Genomic DNA, 17,065 nt, shown 5'->3' on the forward strand with positions numbered 1-17,065 from the left:
CGAGGGTGTCCGAAGGCTTGACGGAAGGGGACGGGCGTGGATCGACGCGTTGTCGTGACAGGAGCGAGTTCAGGGATCGGGGCGGCCGCGGTCCGCCTGTTCCGCGAGCACGGCTGGGAGGTCGTCGCCGTCGCGCGTCGGCGCGACCGGCTGGAGGCGCTCGCCGCGGAGACCGGCGCCGGGTACTTCGCCGCCGACCTCACCGACGCCGCCCAGGTCGACGCTCTGCGCGACCACCTCGCCTCCTCCGGGCCCTTGCACGCGCTCGTGAACAACGCGGGCGGTGCGCTCGGACTCGACTCGGTCGAGAAGTCCGACCCCGAGGACTGGCGCCGCATGTTCGAGATCAACGTGCTCTCGGTGAAGCTCGTGACCAGCGCGCTGCTCCCGCTGCTGCGGGCCGGGATCCGGGGGAGCGGCACCTCCGCGGACATCGTGACGATCACCTCGATCGCCGGCCACGTCGCCTACGAGGGCGGAGGCGGGTACAACGCCGCCAAGCACGCCGCGCACGCGCTGGTCGCCGTGCTGCGGCTCGAGCTGGCCGGCGAGCCGATCCGAGTGATCGAGATCGCGCCGGGGATGGTGCACACGGACGAGTTCTCGCTGGTCCGCTTCGGCGGCGACCGGGAGCGCGCCGACGCGGTCTACGCCGAGGTCCCCGACCCGCTCGTCGCGGAGGACGTCGCCGCTGCGATCGTCTCCTCGGTGGAGCTCCCCGCCCACGTCAACCTCGACCTGGTGACCATCAAGCCGGTCGCGCAGGCGGCCCCGCACAAGGTCGCGAAGGGACCCCTGGCCCCGCGCGCCTGACCGATGTGACGCGGAGGCCCGCGACGGCCTAGCCTGTCCCTCATGGTTTCCGACGCCGACGACTCCGCCGCCCTCCTCGCCGCCACGGAGAAGGAGGTGCTCGGCTGGCTCGAGTTCGGCGACGCCGCTCGGCACCTGGCCGACGACGTGGTCGCGTCGGGCTACCGGCCGGAGCTGGTCGTCGCCATCGCGCGCGGCGGTCTGCTCCTCGCGGGCGCCGTGGCCTACGCGCTCGGCATCAAGAGCTGCGGCGCGCTGAACGTCGAGTTCTACACCGGCGTCGAGGCGCGACTGGCGGAGCCCGTGGTGCTGCCGCCGCTGCTCGACGAGGCGTCCGTGCGCGGCAAGCGCATCCTCCTGGTCGACGACGTCTCCGACTCCGGCCACACCCTCGCCCTCTCGGTGAAGCTCATCCGCGCGATGGGTGCCGAGGTGCGCACCGTGACCCTCTACACGAAGCCGCGCACGGTGCTCGAGCCCGATTTCTTCTGGCGCCGCACCCCGCGCTGGATCGTCTTCCCCTGGTCGGCTCTGCCCCCGGTGGACGGAGCCCTCGCCGAGGACGACGAGTGAGCGTCCACCTCATCGGCGGCGGAGGCGGCGTCGAGCACGACCAGCAGCTGTACGGGGCGTTCCTCGCGGAGGCGCGCGCCCACGCGGTCGACGCCGGCCGGATCGAGGGCCCGCGCATCGCGATCGTCGTCGTCCACGACGGGCTCGGCCCGGAGGCCTATGCCGGCTACGCGGCACTGCTCGCGACGGTCGGCCCGCTCGACGCGTTCGCCGTGATGAAGCCGGAGGGCGGCCGGATCGATCCCGCGGTCTTCGACGACGTCGACGGGATCTTCGTCGGCGGAGGGCTGACCCCGGCCTACCGCGACGCGCTCGAGGCCTGCTTCCCGCGGCTGCGCGATCTCGTCTCCTCCGGAGTGCCGTACGCCGGCTACTCGGCGGGAGCCGCCGTCGCGGCCGACCGCGCCCTCGTCGGCGGCCACCGGATCGGCGGCGTCGCCGTCGTCCCGGAGGGCGCGGCGGAGGAGCTCGACGAGGTCACGGTGCTCGAGGGCATCGGTCTCATCGACGTGACGGTCGACGTGCACGCGGCGCAGTGGGGTACCCTCGGCCGCCTGGTCGCGGCCGTCGAGGCGGGCCTGGTCGACGGCGGCGTCGCGCTCGACGAGTCCACCGTGCTGATCGTCGGCACCGGCGCGCTCCGCGTCGGCGGCGCCGGCTCGGTGTGGCGCGTGAGCGGCAGCGACGCCGGAGTCGTCGTCGCGACGCTCGCGGCGGGCTGACCCGGTGGACCTCGCTGAGCTCGCGGCCTCGGGACTGATCGACAGGGGCTGGGCGGAGGCGCTCGCCCCCGTCGCCGGGGACATCGCCGCGATGGGCGACTTCCTCCGCGGCGAGGTCGCGGCCGGCCGGCCCTACCTCCCCGCGGGCCGCGACGTGCTCCGCGCCTTCGCCGCGCCGCTCGCGGACGTGCGCGTCCTCATCGTCGGACAGGACCCGTACCCGACGCCCGGGCACCCGATCGGGCTGTCCTTCGCGGTCGAGCGCCACGTGCGCCCGCTGCCGAGGAGCCTGCAGAACATCCACCGCGAGCTCCGGGACGACCTCGGCGTCGAGCCACCCGAGCACGGCGACCTCAGCGGCTGGACCTCGAGCGGCGTGATGCTGCTCAACCGGGTCCTCACCGTCGCCCCCGGCTCTCCCGCCTCGCACCGCGGGAAGGGCTGGGAGGCGGTCACCGAGCACGCGATCCGCACGCTGGCCGCCCGGGACGCGCCTCTCGTCGCGATCCTCTGGGGCCGCGACGCCGCGTCGCTCCGCCCGATGCTGGGGGAGGCCGGAGTGATCGAGAGCGCGCACCCCAGCCCGCTGTCGGCCTCGCGCGGCTTCTTCGGCTCCCGGCCGTTCAGCCGCGCCAACGCCCTCCTGGAGGAGCGCGGCGCGGAGCCGGTCGACTGGAGTGCTCTCGCGTGACCGGGCGCTCGCCCGCGGGGCGGCTACGCTGGCCCGGATCGATGGGCGGAGCCGAAGGGGAGCCGGATGCTTGAGGAAGAGTACGAGAGCCGGCGCGTCCTGCCGCCGCACCTGCGGAAGGCGCCGCCTCCCGAGCCCGGCTTCTCGTTCGAGATCCGCGACGCCCGCGACGCCGACCTCCCGGACATCCGCGAGATCTACAACCACTACGTGCGCAACACGGTGGTGACCTTCGACGAGGACGACTCGACGCTGAAGGAGTGGCGCACGAAGTTCTCCCGCAACCAGAAGCTCGGGCTGCCCTTCATCGTGGCCGTCTCGCCGTCGGGCCAGATCCTCGGCTACGCGATGGTGTCGCCGTGGTCCTCCAAGCGGGCGTACCGCTTCACCGTGGAGAACTCGATCTACCTGCGGGCGGCCTCCACCGGCAAGGGCCTCGGCCGGGCGCTGATGGCCGAGCTCCTCGAGCGCGCGAAGGCCGTGGGGATCCGTCAGATCATGGCCGTCATCGCCGACAAGGGCGCGGAGGCGTCGCTGGCGATGCACGCGCAGTTCGGATTCGTCGAGGTCGGCCGAATGGGCCGCGTCGGCTTCAAGTTCGAGCGCTGGCTCAGCACCGTCCTGCTGCAGAAGACCCTCAAGTAGGGCCGACCCGCCCCTGCGAATGCGCCTCATCGACAGGTGCCGGGGAGCGCGCCGTCCCTACACTGGACGGCATGGAATGGCTCGTCCCGCTCATCGTCGTCGTCGCGCTCGTCGTCATCCTCGGGGTCTACCTCTGGGCGACGTACAACTCGCTGGTCACCCTCAACGTCCGCGTGGACGAGGCGTGGAGCGACATCACCGTCCAGCTGAAGCGCCGCGCGGATCTGATCCCCAACGTGATCAACTCCGTGAAGGGCTACGCCTCGCACGAGCGCCAGGTCTTCGAGTCGGTGACGCAGGCTCGCGCCGAGACGCTGCAGGCCCAGGGCCCGGCGGAGGCGTCGGTCGCCGAGGACCACATGCAGAGCGCGCTGAAGTCGATCTTCGCGGTCGCGGAGGCGTACCCCCAGCTGCAGGCGAGCCAGAACTTCCTCCAGCTGCAGGGCGAGCTGGTCGACACCGAGGACAAGATCCAGTCGGCCCGGCGCTTCTACAACGGCGGCGTGCGCGAGATGAACACCAAGGTGAAGGTCTTCCCGAACACGCTCTTCTCGCGCCGGCTCGGCTTCTCGGAGCGCGAGTTCTTCGAGGTCGGCGATCTCGCCGCGATCTCGGAGCCCCCGCGCGTCCAGTTCTAGGCAGCCGCCGTGTACAGCGCGATCGCCCGCAACAAGCGCAACACGGTCCTGATCCTCGTCCTGTTCCTGGTGATCATCGGCGGCCTGGGCGCCCTGGCGGCAGCGGTCTACCGCAGCACGGCGATCGTCGTGGTGGTGCTCGTGATCGCCGCCGCTTACGCGTTCTTCCAGTACTTCTTCGCCGCTCGCCAGGCGGTCGCGCTCAGCGGCGGCGTGGCGGTGGAGAAGGCGGACGAGCCGAGGCTCTACCGCATCGTCGAGAACCTCTCGATCGCGACGGGCACGCCGATGCCGAAGGTGTACCTGATCGACGACCCGGCGCCGAACGCGTTCGCGACCGGCCGTGACCCCGAGCACGCCGTCGTGGCTGCGACGACGGGCCTGCTCGCGATCATGGACGACGCCGAGCTGGAGGGCGTGATGGCCCACGAGCTGGGCCACGTCCGCAACTACGACATCCGCGTCTCGATGATCGTCTTCGGTCTCGTCGTCGCGGTGGGCTTCCTCTCGGACGCCTTCCTCCGCCTGGCCTTCTTCGGGCGGGGCGGCAACGGCAACGGCGGGGGCAACCCGGCGCTCCTGATCGTCGGGCTGGTGTCGATGGTCCTCGCGCCGATCGTCGCCTCGGTCGTGCAGCTCTCGATCTCCCGTCAGCGCGAGTACCTCGCCGATGCGACCAGCGCGCTGACGACCCGCCACCCCGACGCCCTCGCCCGCGCCCTGCTCAAGCTCGAGTCCGCGGGCCGGCCGATGCAGCGGCAGAACAGCTCGATGGCGCACCTCTGGATCGCCGACCCGTCGAAGCCGGGAGTGGTCGCGCGCCTCTTCGCGACCCACCCGCCGATCGCGGATCGCGTCGCCCGCCTCTCCGAGATGGGTTCGCGCTTCTAGCAGGCCGAGCCGGCCGACGCCCCGTCGACGATCGCCGCCCCGCACCGCATCCCGCTTCGGTCAGAGGTGCGCCGGTCACCGCGCCGGACGGGACGTCATCCGGTCGGAGCCGCGAGCGGACCGCCGTCAACGGTCGTCAGGTACTCGGCGAAGACCGGCGCCGGGTCGATGCCGCTCGCGGCCGCGTCGACCAGCGCCCGCCGGACCAGGGCGAGGACGACGGTGGCCAGGACGGCCGCCCGGTGCGGGGACGTGCGGCCGAGCCCCATCCGCTCCGCGAGGAACGGCGTCAGCGCCTCCTCGCCGTCGTGCAGCGACTGCGCCCAGACGGCGCGCATCGCCGAGGTCTCGGTGAGCAGGGGGATCAGCCGGAGGGTGCGGTCGAGCTGGGGACCGGAGGCCGCCGCGGCGAAGGCGTGACCGAGCGCCGCGTTCAGCGGCTCGGCGGCCGGTCGCTCGAGGAGGGCGCGCCCCATCGCGGCGATCGCGGCGGCGAGCACCGGGCGCACGCAGTCCTCCTTCCCGCCGAGGTACCGGTGGAAGGTCCGGAGGGAGACGCCGGCTGCGTGGGCGAGCTCGCCCGTGCCGACCCCGACGACGCTCCCGCGCTCGAGCAGACGGGCGACGCAGCGCTCCGCGAGCGCCAGCGCCAGGACGCCGCCGGGCGCGCTCACGCGATCCTCCTCAGTGCTGCGGCGAGGGCGGCCGCGAGGTCGCCGCGACCGACGACCTCGACGGCGTCGAGGCCCTGCCAGGCCGCCGCCTCGACCAGCAGTGCGGCGAGCCGCTCCGGCGTGTCGGCCGGGGCCCCCGGCTCGAGCCAGGCGGCCTGCACGAGGAGGACCCGGCGCTTGCGCTCGCTCTTGAGGTCGACCCGTGCAGCGATCACGTCGTCGAGGAGCACGGGGAGGACGTAGTAGCCGTGGACCCGCTGCTCGGCCGGGGTGTAGATCTCGATCCGGTAGTGGAAGCCGAAGAACAGCTCGGCTCTCGGCCGGTGCCAGACCACGGGGTCGAACGGCGAGAGGAGCGCGTCCGCCCGGAGCGTGCGGGGGCGTCGGGCATCGACGTGCCGCCAGAGCGGCACGGGTCGCCCGCCCCGCTCCCAGCCGCGCACCTCGACGCGCTCGAGCTCGCCCGCCTCGACCAGCTCGTCGATCGCGACGCGCGTGGGGGACTGGAGCAGCCGGTGGTAATCGGCCAGGTCGCCGAGGGTGCCGATCCCATGGGCCCGGGCCGCCCGGCGCACGAGCTCGCGGACGGCGTCGGGGAGGGGCACGTCGGCATCGAGCACCGCGCTCGGGAGGAGCCGTTCGGCGAGACCGTAGGAGCGCTCGAAGCGCGTGCGCCCCGCCGTCACCACCTCGCCCCAGCGGAACAGGACCTCGAGGCCGCGCTTGATGTCGGACCAGCCCCACCAGGGGCCCGTGCGGACGTTGGCCTCGTGCTCGATCTCGGAGGCGCGGAGGGGACCGTCGGCGAGCGCGGAGCGGAGCCAGTCGAGGGTGGCGCGGTTCTCGTGGGCCCAGCCCTCGTGCTCGGGCAGGCGGACCCGGCGGTAGTGCTCCATCCGCCAGCGGTAGAGCGGGAGGTCCTCGCGGCGGACGAGGGCGGCCTCGTGGGCCCAGTACTCGACGTAGGGGCCGTCGGGGGAGAAGGCCGCGTCGTCGAGGAGGGAGCGATCGTACGGGCCGAGCCGCGCGAGCAGCGGCAGGTAGTGGCTCCGCTCGAAGACGTTCACCGAGTCGAGCTGGAGCGGGCGGATCCGGTCCACGGCGGCGCGCACCCGGCGCGCGTCGACCCGGGACGGACGGGGGACGCCGAACCCCTGCGCCGCCAGGGCGATGCGGCGCGCCAGCGCGGGGGAGATCTGCTCGGTCATGGTCCGCTCACGCTAGCGAACGCCCCCGACATCGCCGTCCCCGATTCGGCCCCCGGCGTTAGCCCGGCATTCACCGCCGCGCTCCCTCGCCGACTCGCGGCGCTCCTACCGTGCCCGAGGCCGTCCCACCGGGGAGGCCCACCCGACTCCTGGAGGACCCTTGACCATTCAGCGCCTGTCGCGCACCGCCGCGGTCGCCGCCGCCGGCACCGCCCTCGTCTTCACGCTCTCGGCCTGCTCCGGCGGCGCCACCGCCTCGTCCGACGGCGGCGGCGCGGACGCGGCGTCCGCCACGTCCGCCGCGGACCTCGGCGGGCTGGACGCCCTGGTCGAGGCCGCGAAGGCCGAGGGCGAGCTCAACGTCATCGCCCTGCCCGACACCTGGGCGAACTACGGCGAGCTGATCAGCGGCTTCGAGGACGAGTACGGCATCACCGTGAACTCCGCCGACCCCGACGTCTCCTCCGCGGAGGAGATCAGCACGGCGGAGAACCTCGCCGGGCAGGACACCGCTCCCGACGTGTTCGACCTCGGGCCGGCCGTCGCTCTGGCGAACACGGACATGTTCGCGCCGTACAAGGTCGAGTCCTGGGACGACATCCCCGAGGGGAACAAGGAGGAGTCGGGCCTCTGGGTCAACGACTACACCGGCCTGATGTCGATCGGGTTCGACGCGGCCGCGGTGCCTGCGCCCACGTCGCTCGAGGACCTCCTCGGCGCCGACTACCGCGGCTCGGTCGCGATCAACGGCGACCCGACGCAGGCGGGAGCCGCCGCGGCCGCAGTGCAGCTCGCGGCTCTCCAGTCCGGCGGCTCCGCCGACGACGTCCAGGCGGGGATCGACTTCTTCGAGAAGCTGAACGACGCCGGCAACTTCCTGCCGCTGGACCCGACCGACGCCACCATCGCCTCGGGCGAGACCCCGGTCGTCTTCGACTGGAGCTACAACAACCTCGCCGCCGGGAAGGCGAACGAGGGCACCCGCGAGTGGACGACGACCGTCCTCCCGGGCTCCGCCGTCGGCAGCTACTACAACCAGGCGGTCAACGCCGACGCTCCGCACCCCGCGGCCGCGCGGCTCTGGCAGGAGTACCTCTACTCCGACGCCGCACAGAACCTCTACCTCGCCGCCGGCGCCTACCCGGTGCGCCTGGCCGCGATGACCGAGGCCGGCACGGTCGACCAGGACGCGCTCGACGCCGTCGGCGCCGCTCCCTCCGACCTCGTCCAGTTCACGGAGGAGCAGACCGAGGCGGCCTCGTCGCTCCTCGCCGAGAAGTGGGCCGCGGCGATCCAGTGACCACCGCTCCCGCCGAGGCCGTCTCCGGGGCGTCCGCGCTCCGGGGACGGCGCGGCACCCCGGCCGTGCTGGGCGTCGCCCCCTTCGCGCTCTACGTCCTGCTGTTCCTGGCCGTCCCCACGGTCCTCGCGGTGGCGACCGGATTCACGGACGGAGACGGCCGCTTCACCACGGCGAACGTGCTGGCGCTCGGGGATCCCGTCGTGCTGTCCGCCTTCGGCGCGTCGCTCGGGCTCTCGGCCGTCACCGCCGTCGTCGGCGCGGTGCTGGGCGCGGTCGTGTGCCTGGCCCTGCTCGGCTCCGATCCGCGCGGGGCGCTCCGGACCGTCGTCGATGCAGCGGTGAGCGTCCTCGCGCAGTTCGGCGGCGTGATGCTCGCGTTCGCATTCATCGCGACGATCGGCGTGCAGGGGCTGGTGACCACCCTCCTCGCGGGAGCGGGCGTCGACCTCTACGCCGACGGCGTGTGGCTCTACCAGCTGCCCGGGCTCGTCCTCCCCTACCTCTACTTCCAGGTGCCCCTGATGGTGCTCACGTTCCTGCCCGCGCTCGAGGGCCTGCGTCCGGAGTGGGCCGAGGCGAACGCGGTGCTCGGCGGGGGCCGGCTCGGCTACTGGCTGCACGTGGCACTCCCGGTGCTGGCGCCGTCGTTCCTCGGCTGCGTCCTGCTGCTGTTCGCGAACGCGTTCTCCTCCTTCGCCACCGCGGCGGCGCTCATCAGCCAGGGCGCGCAGATCGTCCCGCTGCAGATCCGCGCCGCGCTGGTCAGCGAGACGGTGCTGGGCCGCGAGAACCTCGCGGGCGCCCTCGCGCTCGGGATGCTCGCGGTGATGGTGGTCCTGATGTCCGGGTACGCGCTGCTGCAGCGCCGGGCCCGGCGGTGGCAGCGATGAGGCCCGCGCGGCTCCTGTCCGGGGCGGTGCTCGTGATCACCGGGCTGGTGTTCGCCGTCCCGATCGTCGCGATGGCGGAGTTCACGCTCCGCGGCGCCGGCGGCCACGACCTCTCGCACTGGACGGCGATCCTCGACCCGGAGAACGAGCGCGCCTACCGCTCGCTGTTCCAGGGGATCGGCAACTCGCTGGTCCTCGCCGTCGTCACCGCCCTCATCGTCCTGGTCCTTCTGGTGCCGACGATGCTGCTCGTCGAGATCCGGCTCCCTCGCCTGCGCCGGGCTCTGGAGCTGGTCTGCCTGCTCCCGCTGACCGTGCCCGCCATCGTCCTCGTCGTCGGCCTCGCGCCGGTCTACTCCGTGGTCACCGAGCTCGCCGGCTCCGCGCCGTGGACCCTCGCTCTCGCCTACGGGGTGCTGGTCCTGCCCTACGCCTACCGCGCCGTGGCGGCGGACCTCGCCGGTATCGACGCCGTGACGCTCTCGGAAGCGGCCCGCTCGCTCGGCGCGGGCCCGCTCGCGGTGCTCGGGAGGGTCCTCCTGCCGAACCTGCGCCGGGGCCTGGTCGCGGCCGCGCTGATCACCGTCGCAGTCGTCCTCGGCGAGTACACGATCGCCTCGCTCCTCAGCCGCACCACCCTCCAGACCGGCCTGGTGCAGGTGTCGAAGTCCGACGCCTACGTCGCCGTGATCTTCTCGCTGCTCTCCCTCCTCTTCGCCTTCGCCCTCCTGCTCGGGATCGGCCGCCTCGCGCGGATCGGCCTGCCGACGGGCCGGGCGCGCTCCTCGAAAGGCTCCTCGTGACCGCTCCGACCCTCCCCGGCGCCCGCGTGCGCTTCGTCGACGTGGAGCGGCACTACGGCTCCGCGCGAGCGCTCGACGGCGTCTCGTTCGACGTGGCCCCGGGCGAGTTCATCGCGCTGCTCGGCCCCTCCGGCTGCGGCAAGACCACAGCCCTGCGCGCCCTCAGCGGTCTCGAGCGGATCGACGCGGGGCGGATCCTCGTCGACGAGGAGGACGTCGCCCACGTCCCCGTCGCGAAGCGCGACATGGGCATGGTCTTCCAGTCGTACTCGCTCTTCCCGCACCTGCGGGCGCGCGAGAACGTCGAGTTCGGGCTGCGCACCCGGGGAGTCGGGGCGCGCGAGCGCCGGGCGGCCGCGGGGGAGGCGCTGGAGGTCGTGGGCCTCGGCGCCCTCGGCGACCGCTACGCGCACGAGCTCTCCGGCGGCCAGCAGCAGCGGGTGGCGCTTGCGCGCGCCCTCGTCACGCGGCCGCGGGTGCTGCTGCTGGACGAGCCCCTGTCGGCCCTGGACGCGAAGGTCCGCGTCCAGCTGCGCGACGAGATCAAGCGCCTGCAGTCCGAGATCGGCATCACCACGTTCTTCGTCACGCACGACCAGGAGGAGGCGCTCGCCGTCGCCGACCGCGTCGCGGTGATGAACGCCGGGCGGATCGAGCAGCTGGGTGCACCGGAGGACCTCTACGCGCGCCCGGCGACCGCCTTCACGGCCCGCTTCGTCGGCCTTTCGACGGTGGTCGCGGGGACGGTCTCGTCGGGATCGGTCCTCGCGCTCGGCGTGCGCCTGCCGCTCGTCGACGGGGCGGCGGCGGACGGGCCCGCGTCGGTGTTCCTCCGCCCCGAGGACCTCGCCGTCGTGGCCGACGGCGCTCCCGACTCCCTGTCCGGAGTCGTCCTCGCCTCGAGCTTCCTGGGGCCGGTGCGGCGCTCGACCGTCCGGCTGTCGACGGGCGAGGAGGTCACCGTCCAGCACGCGTCGGGGCATCGCCTCGAGCCGGGGGAGCGGGTCGGCGTGCTGCCCGCGCGGCGCCCGGTGACGGTCGGTCCGGCACCGGAGCAGGCGGCGGTCGGCGCCGCCGCATGAGCACTCCCCGGGGATACCGCACGGGGTATGCGCCGGGGCCTAGTCTGGGCAGATGAGACTCGGCAGGTCCCGCCGCACCTCCGGCCCGCGCGCCGTCCAGCCCGCCGCGCCCGTCGCCCCGCCCGCCCCCTCCCGGCCCGCTCCCGTCACCGATTCGGCCTTCGTGAGCGACGGGATGCGCATCGCCGGCGCCTGGGCCTGGCGCGTCCTCGTCGTGGTCGCGGCGCTCGCGGTGCTGGTGCTGCTCGTCATCGAGCTGCGGCTGATCGTCATCCCGCTCCTGCTCGCGATCGTGATCGCCGCCCTCCTGGTGCCGTTCTCGAGCTTCCTCCAGCGCCACCGCTGGCCCAAGTGGGCCGCCGTCGTCCTGGCGGAGCTGGGGATCGTCGTGGTGATCGGCGGGCTCCTCTTCCTCGTCGTCACCCAGGTCTACTCCGGCTTCGACGACCTCAGCCGGCAGACGGTGCAGTCCTACGACGACTTCAAGGCCTTCCTCCTCGAGTCGCCGCTCCACCTCACCGAGACCGACATCAACCAGTACGCGCAGCAGGCGCTCACGGCCCTGCAGCAGGACTCGGGGATGCTGGTCAGCGGCGCGCTCAGCGTCGGCTCGACCGTCGGCCACCTGCTGACGGGCGTGCTGCTCACCCTCTTCTCGACGCTGTTCATCCTCATCGACGGGCCGAACATCTGGAGCTGGGTCGTCCGCCTCTTCCCGCGCCGCGCCCGCGGAGCCGTCGACGGCGCCGGTCGCGCAGGGTGGGTGACGCTGACCAACTTCGTGAAGGTGCAGATCCTGGTCGCCTTCGTCGACGCGGTCGGCATCGGCCTCGGCTCCTTCCTCCTCGGCGTCCCGCTGGCCATCCCGATCGGCGTGCTCGTCTTCCTCGGCTCCTTCGTGCCGGTCATCGGCGCCGTGGTGACGGGGGCGCTGGCCGTCTTCATCGCGCTGGTCTACAACGGACCGCTGATCGCGCTCTTCCTGCTGATCGTCGTCCTCGCGGTGCAGCAGCTCGAGGGCCACATCCTCCAGCCGCTGATCATGGGGTCGGCGGTCAAGGTCCACCCGTTGGCCGTCGTGCTCGCTGTGGCCGGAGGCTCGATCATCGGCGGCATCGCCGGTGCCTTCTTCGCGGTGCCCGTCGTGGCCACGCTCAACGTCATGGTCAAGTACGTCGCGAGCGGAGCCTGGCGCTCGCCGACCCGAACCCCCGAGAGAGTTGCCGCAGAGCATGCAGACTAGCCGCGTCGTCGGACCCGCCCTCCACGAGTTCGAGGCGGCCCGCGCCGTCCTCGCCCCCGTCATCGCCGCCACCCCGATGGAGACGAGCACCTTCCTCGCGCAGGTCCTCGGCTCGCCCGTGTTCCTCAAGTGCGAGAACCTCCAGCGCACCGGCTCCTACAAGATCCGCGGAGCGGTGTTCCGGATGTCGCGGCTCACCCCGGAGGAGCGGGCCCGCGGAGTCGTGGCGGCCTCGGCCGGCAACCATGCGCAGGGCGTCGCCTATGCGGCGCGGGAGCTGGGGATCAAGGCCACGATCTTCATGCCGATCGGCGTCGCGCTGCCCAAGCTCGCGGCCACCCGTGACTACGGCGCTGACGTGGTGCTGAGCGGGCACATCTTCAACGAGGCGCTCGCGGCGGCGGCGGAGTTCGCCGAGCGCACCGGCGCGGTCTTCGTTCCTCCCTACGACCACCCCGACGTGATCACCGGGCAGGGCACGGTCGGCCTCGAGATCCTCGAGCAGGCCCCCGCCGTCGAGACCATCGTGGTGCCCATCGGCGGGGGCGGCCTCATCGCCGGGGTCGCATCGGCGGCCAAGCAGAAGGCGGCCGAGGAGGGGCGCACGCTCCGCGTCATCGGCGTGCAGGCGGCCAACGCGGCGCCGTACCCGCTCTCGCTCGCGAGCGGCGAGCCGACCGCGATCACGATCTCTCCGACGATCGCCGACGGCATCGCCGTGGCGAAGCCGGGGCAGCTGAACTTCGCGATCGTCCGCGAGATGGTGGACGAGGTCGTCACCGTCGAGGACGACGACATCGCCCGGGCCCTGCTGGTGCTGCTGGAGCGGGCGAAGCTCGTGGTGGAGCCCGCGGGCGCGGTGGGCATCGCGGCGATCCTGACGGGGAAGATCCGCGACGCCGGAGCGACCGCGGTCATCCTGTCGGGCGGCAACATCGATCCGCTGATGATGGAGCGGGTGATCAGCCGGGGCCTGGCCGCGTCGGAGCGCTACCTCAAGATGAGCATCGGGCTGCCGGATCGTCCGGGGCAGCTGTCGCGCATCGCGGAGCTCATCTCGGAGGCGAACGCGAACGTGGTCGAGGTGCTGCACACCCGGCACGGCCGGGGCCTGCAGATCAGCGAGGTCGAGATCGAGATCAGCGTCGAGACCCGCGGCCCCGAGCACGCCGACCGCGTCATCCAGGTCCTCACCGACGCCGGCTACGCCCCCCGCATCTCCCGCAACTGACCGCTCGAGGGCGCCGCGGTGTTCTCCGCAGAGCGGAAGACAAAGCCGGTACCGGCGATCTCGCGCCCTCGCCGTCGCCGCGAAGCCGGCGCCCCGCTCCCGTCTGGAGAGGGCTGATCGTGCGTCGCGGCGTTCTCCGCAAGGCGGAGGAGGAAGCGGTACCGGCGGTATCGCGCCCGACGCTGTCGCCGCGAAGCCGGCGCCCCCCGTCTGGAGAGGGCTGATCGTGCGTCGCGGCGTTCTCCGCAAGGCGGAGGAGGAAGCGATACCGGCGGTATCGCGCCCGACGACAACGCCGCGGAGAGCGCCGCGACGTGCGATCAGTGGCCGGACCAGGTCTCGACGTTGGCGACGCGGACCTCGATCTCCCGCCCGTTGGGTGCCGTGAAGCGGGCGGTGTCGCCGACGTTCAGGCCCATGATCGCCGATCCGAGGGGGCTCTGGGGGCTGTAGACGTCGAGGTCGCTCTCGCCCGCCATCTCGCGGTTGCCGAGGAGGAAGCGGGACTCGTCGCCGGCGATCTCGGCGGTGATGATGGTGCCGGCCTCGACGACTCCGTGGCTCTCGGGGGGCGTGCCGATCTCGGCTTCGCGGAGGAGCGAGGTCAGCTGGCGGATGCGGGCCTCGATCTTGCCCTGCTCGTCCTTCGCGGCGTGGTAGCCGCCGTTCTCCTTCAGGTCGCCCTCCTCGCGGGCGACCTCGATGCGCTTGGCGATCTCCTCGCGTCCGTTGGTGGACAGCTCGGTGAGCTCCGCCTCGAGGCGGTCGTACGACTCCTGGGTCATCCAGGTCACCTGTGACTGGTCGGCCATGGTGGGCTCCTGCTCTGCGGGCCGCGCTCGCGGCGCCCGGCAGCACCGTGCGGAGGTGTCCGCGTCCGGCGGTGGGGACGGCCGGCGTCAGGCGGCGGTGGGAATGGCGAGGCCCCGACGAGTCCGTCAGGGCTTCGGGCAAGCCTACGGGAGCCAGCAGGAGGAGATCAAACCTGTGTTCGCGAGCTCGGTGGTGCGGACCGTCTCCGTGTAGGAGCGGAAGCGCTCCGTCGAGGCGGGGTACTCCACGACCAGCCAGCCGACCACGGCGGACTGCTCGTTGAGGGCCTGGACCGCGCAGGCGACCTCGCGGCCGACGGGCGCGGTGAGGTCGAAGGAGACGGTGACGGTGCGGTCGTCCACGACCTGGTGCGCGGTGTCCTGGACGTCCACCCCGCCGCGTGCTCCGTCGAGTCCGGCCCAGACGACCCAGGCGGCGAAGACGGCGACGAAGGCGAGCGCGACGCCGCCGAAGAGCCAGCGGTTCCCGCGGCGGGTGCGCGTCGTGCGGCCGTAGCGGGTGGCGAGGGGTCCGGCGGCGCGGACGGCGTCCGGATCGAGCGCGGGCGCGGCGGCTCCCTCGACGCTCTCGGACGTGCGGGCGGCCACGGAACTCCCTGGGTGATGCGTCTACTCTGGACGGGTGGCGCCCGTCCTTCGCGGACGGGAGCGCCGATCCCATTAAACCCCGAGGAATCGAGCGATCGTGTCCCAGGCCGTCGAGGTCTCCGTCGATTCGGAGGTGCGGGACACTCCGCGCCTCCTCGCCGTGCACGCCCATCCTGACGACGAGTCGAGCAAGGGCGCGGCGACGCTGGCCGCCTACGCCTCGCGGGGCGCCGAGGTCATGGTGGTCTCCTGCACCGGAGGCGAGGCCGGCTCCGTGCTGAACGAGGGCCTCGAGGCCCGCGCGCACGCCGAGCGCGACATCGGCGGCCTCCGCCGGTACGAGATGGCGGCCGCTCGCGAGGCGCTCGGCGTCGAGCACGCCTGGCTCGGCTTCGTCGACTCCGGCATGCCCGAGGACGGGAAGGTCGACGCCGCGTCGTTCGCGGGCCTGCCTCTCGCCACGGCCGCCGCTCCGCTCGTGCGCCTGGTCCGCCGGTTCCGGCCGCACGCGATCATCAGCTACGACGAGAACGGCGGCTACCCGCACCCCGACCACATCCGCGCCCACCAGGTCGCCGTCGAGGCGTACCGCGCGGCGGGCCTCGCCGAGGAGTACCGGGGCACGGGCGCTCCGTGGTCGATCTCGAAGCTGTACTACGACCGCGTCTTCAGCGGCCAGAAGCTGCGGGCGATCGCCGAGCACCTGCGCTCGATCGACCCGGAGGACCCGCGCCTGTCGGTCTTCGAGGAGATGAAGCGCTGGAACGAGGACACCCCGTATCTCGCGACCACGCGGGTCGTGATCTCCGGCTTCCACGATCGGCGCGATGCGGCCCTGCTGGCCCACGCCAGCCAGGTCGCTCCGGACAACGCCTTCTTCTTCCTCCCGCACGAGGCGATCGACGCCGCCTGGCCGACCGACGACTTCCAGCTCGTCGAGAGCCGGGTCGACGCGCCGACGCCCGAGACGGATCTCTTCGCCGGTCTCGACCTGGCCGAGCTCGCCCCGGGCCCGACCGCGGTCGTCCCGCCGATCGCTCCCGACCCGGAGCGCTCGGGGGACGCCCCGGTGTCCCCGGAGCCCGACGGCTCCGGCGTCGTCGTCGCCGACGAGGTGCGCGCGTGATCGCCGCGCTGCTCGAGGGCGCCCAGCGCGCCGTCGTCCTCGCCTCCACGACGGTGCCGACCCCCGGCCCCGAGTTCAACGAGGACACGGTCACGCCGGGCCTCTTCGGCTTCATCACGATGCTCGTGATCGCTCTGGCGGCCGTCCTCCTCGCGCTCGACATGGTCCGGCGCGTGCGGCGCACCACCTACACCGCCCAGGTGAAGGAGCGGCTCGACGCCGAGGAGGCGGAGCGCAGCGAGGGCTGAGCCCGGCCCGCACCGGTGGGCCCGGGCCCCGCTAGGCGTTGTAGGCGGGGTGGAGCGAGACGATCAGCGCCGCCGTCCAGTGGCAGAGGAACGCCACGGCAGTGAGCGCGTGGAAGATCTCGTGGAAGCCGAAGACGCCCGGGACCGGGTTGGGCCTCTTGATCCCGTAGATCACGGCGCCCGCGGAGTAGCAGAGCCCGCCGACGAGGACGAGCACCATCATCGTCGCGCTGGCCTCGAAGAGCGGTCCGAGGTACATCACGGCCGCCCAGCCCAGCAGCAGGTAGAGCGGCACGTAGAGCCAGCGCGGCGCCCCGATCCAGAAGACGCGGAAGCCGATCCCGAGCAGCGCCCCCGCCCAGACCAGGACCAGCAGGAGCGTGCCCTGCGCGGGCGGCAGGGCGAGCACGGCCAGCGGCGTGTAGGTGCCGGCGATCAGCAGGAAGATGTTGGCGTGGTCGATCCGCTTGAGGATCATCTTCGTCCGCGGCTTCCAGTCGAAGCGATGGTAAAGAGCGGAGTTGCCGAAGAGCAGGAGCGACGTGGTCGCGAACACCGCGGCCGCCCACTTCGCCGCGGTCCCCTCCGCGACCACGATCAGCACCACTCCGGCGACGATCGCGAGCGGGAAGAGGCCGGCGTGGATCCAGCCGCGCCAGGTGGGCCGGACCTCCGCCGAGGAGTCGTGCTCGATCGCGTCCTCGACGAGGGGGAGGGCGGGCAGGTCCGGGCCGTCCGCTCCGACGGCGTCTCTGCCGCGGTCGGTGCGGGCGCGGGGATCGGACGGGGGAGGCGTCGGCCGCTGGCTCATGCCGGACAGACTACGACGCCGTCCCGGGCCGACGCCGAGCGCCGCCGGGCTT

At 72.9% G+C, this 17,065-nt stretch carries 20 protein-coding genes; 15 read left to right on the forward strand and 5 right to left on the reverse strand.

Annotated features, from left to right (window positions below; genetic code table 11):
• Positions 1-36 precede the first annotated feature (36 nt).
• The 7 genes from C5D50_RS09700 to C5D50_RS09730 all read left to right on the forward strand — a co-directional run bounded on the left by C5D50_RS09700 (position 37) and on the right by C5D50_RS09730 (position 4,973).
• Positions 37-813, forward strand: a complete 777-nt coding sequence (locus C5D50_RS09700) for an SDR family oxidoreductase (RefSeq protein ID WP_258069589.1) — start codon at positions 37-39, stop codon at positions 811-813.
• A gap of 42 nt (positions 814-855) precedes the next feature.
• Positions 856-1,386: a phosphoribosyltransferase gene (locus C5D50_RS09705; protein ID WP_104224441.1), complete on the forward strand. Its 531-nt coding sequence runs from the start codon at positions 856-858 to the stop codon at positions 1,384-1,386.
• The gene (locus C5D50_RS09710) at positions 1,383-2,108 is read left to right on the forward strand and encodes a peptidase S51 (RefSeq protein WP_104224440.1); all 726 of its coding nucleotides are present in this window, start codon (positions 1,383-1,385) and stop codon (positions 2,106-2,108) included. Before C5D50_RS09705 ends, C5D50_RS09710 begins: the two co-directional genes overlap by 4 nt.
• A 4-nt stretch (positions 2,109-2,112) precedes the next feature.
• Entirely contained in the window at positions 2,113-2,799 is a 687-nt protein-coding gene (locus C5D50_RS09715; protein WP_104232774.1) for a uracil-DNA glycosylase, read from the forward strand.
• Between the two features lie 66 nt (positions 2,800-2,865).
• On the forward strand, positions 2,866-3,444 hold the full coding sequence (locus C5D50_RS09720; protein ID WP_104224438.1) for a GNAT family N-acetyltransferase: 579 nt from the start codon (positions 2,866-2,868) through the stop codon (positions 3,442-3,444).
• Between the two features lie 71 nt (positions 3,445-3,515).
• Positions 3,516-4,082 (forward strand): LemA family protein, encoded by a 567-nt coding sequence (locus C5D50_RS09725; protein WP_104283384.1) that lies wholly within the window; start codon positions 3,516-3,518, stop codon positions 4,080-4,082.
• A gap of 9 nt (positions 4,083-4,091) precedes the next feature.
• Entirely contained in the window at positions 4,092-4,973 is an 882-nt protein-coding gene (locus tag C5D50_RS09730; protein WP_104266789.1) for a M48 family metallopeptidase, read from the forward strand.
• A gap of 95 nt (positions 4,974-5,068) precedes the next feature.
• Here the strand turns inward: C5D50_RS09730 and C5D50_RS09735 are convergent, their stop codons facing one another.
• A complete protein-coding gene (locus tag C5D50_RS09735) occupies positions 5,069-5,647 on the reverse strand; it encodes a TetR/AcrR family transcriptional regulator (protein ID WP_104283385.1) in 579 nt (192 codons plus the stop codon).
• Positions 5,644-6,855, reverse strand: coding sequence for a winged helix-turn-helix domain-containing protein (locus tag C5D50_RS09740; RefSeq protein ID WP_104283386.1), 1,212 nt, complete (start codon positions 6,853-6,855; stop codon positions 5,644-5,646). Before C5D50_RS09740 ends, C5D50_RS09735 begins: the two co-directional genes overlap by 4 nt.
• Positions 6,856-7,015: 160 nt before the next feature.
• Here C5D50_RS09740 and C5D50_RS09745 point away from each other — a divergent pair, with 160 nt between their 5' ends.
• From C5D50_RS09745 to ilvA, 6 genes are read left to right on the forward strand one after another with little or no spacing between them, the layout of a single operon-like run.
• On the forward strand, positions 7,016-8,155 hold the full coding sequence (locus C5D50_RS09745) for an ABC transporter substrate-binding protein (protein WP_104283387.1): 1,140 nt from the start codon (positions 7,016-7,018) through the stop codon (positions 8,153-8,155).
• Positions 8,152-9,048 carry an ABC transporter permease subunit gene (locus tag C5D50_RS09750; protein WP_104283391.1) on the forward strand — a complete coding sequence of 299 codons (897 nt, stop codon included), beginning with the start codon at positions 8,152-8,154 and terminating at the stop codon, positions 9,046-9,048. Before C5D50_RS09745 ends, C5D50_RS09750 begins: the two co-directional genes overlap by 4 nt.
• A complete protein-coding gene (locus C5D50_RS09755) occupies positions 9,045-9,851 on the forward strand; it encodes an ABC transporter permease (protein ID WP_104283388.1) in 807 nt (268 codons plus the stop codon). Before C5D50_RS09750 ends, C5D50_RS09755 begins: the two co-directional genes overlap by 4 nt.
• Entirely contained in the window at positions 9,848-10,933 is a 1,086-nt protein-coding gene (locus tag C5D50_RS09760; protein ID WP_104283389.1) for an ABC transporter ATP-binding protein, read from the forward strand. Before C5D50_RS09755 ends, C5D50_RS09760 begins: the two co-directional genes overlap by 4 nt.
• Before the next feature lie 52 nt (positions 10,934-10,985).
• Positions 10,986-12,176, forward strand: a complete 1,191-nt coding sequence (locus C5D50_RS09765; RefSeq protein ID WP_104288997.1) for an AI-2E family transporter — start codon at positions 10,986-10,988, stop codon at positions 12,174-12,176.
• A complete protein-coding gene (ilvA, locus tag C5D50_RS09770; RefSeq protein ID WP_104224429.1) occupies positions 12,166-13,407 on the forward strand; it encodes a threonine ammonia-lyase in 1,242 nt (413 codons plus the stop codon). Before C5D50_RS09765 ends, ilvA begins: the two co-directional genes overlap by 11 nt.
• A gap of 320 nt (positions 13,408-13,727) precedes the next feature.
• Here the strand turns inward: ilvA and greA are convergent, their stop codons facing one another.
• Together greA and C5D50_RS09780 are read right to left on the reverse strand one after the other, a co-directional pair.
• Positions 13,728-14,219: a transcription elongation factor GreA gene (greA, locus tag C5D50_RS09775; RefSeq protein ID WP_104225519.1), complete on the reverse strand. Its 492-nt coding sequence runs from the start codon at positions 14,217-14,219 to the stop codon at positions 13,728-13,730.
• A gap of 144 nt (positions 14,220-14,363) precedes the next feature.
• A complete protein-coding gene (locus C5D50_RS09780) occupies positions 14,364-14,828 on the reverse strand; it encodes a DUF4307 domain-containing protein (RefSeq protein WP_104224427.1) in 465 nt (154 codons plus the stop codon).
• A gap of 97 nt (positions 14,829-14,925) precedes the next feature.
• On the opposite strand from C5D50_RS09780, the gene mca reads away from it, so the two are divergent.
• Together mca and C5D50_RS09790 are read left to right on the forward strand one after the other, a co-directional pair.
• Positions 14,926-15,954, forward strand: coding sequence for a mycothiol conjugate amidase Mca (mca, locus tag C5D50_RS09785; RefSeq protein ID WP_258069590.1), 1,029 nt, complete (start codon positions 14,926-14,928; stop codon positions 15,952-15,954).
• On the forward strand, positions 15,951-16,202 hold the full coding sequence (locus C5D50_RS09790; RefSeq protein ID WP_104224426.1) for a hypothetical protein: 252 nt from the start codon (positions 15,951-15,953) through the stop codon (positions 16,200-16,202). The genes mca and C5D50_RS09790 overlap by 4 nt, the downstream gene beginning before the upstream one ends.
• A 31-nt stretch (positions 16,203-16,233) precedes the next feature.
• On the opposite strand, the gene C5D50_RS09795 is transcribed toward C5D50_RS09790, so the two are convergent.
• Positions 16,234-17,013: a hemolysin III family protein gene (locus C5D50_RS09795; RefSeq protein ID WP_104288998.1), complete on the reverse strand. Its 780-nt coding sequence runs from the start codon at positions 17,011-17,013 to the stop codon at positions 16,234-16,236.
• Positions 17,014-17,065: the final 52 nt, after the last annotated feature.

The sequence above is a fragment of the Rathayibacter sp. RFBD1 genome, assembly GCF_002932915.1.
GTDB lineage: Bacteria > Actinomycetota > Actinomycetes > Actinomycetales > Microbacteriaceae > Rathayibacter.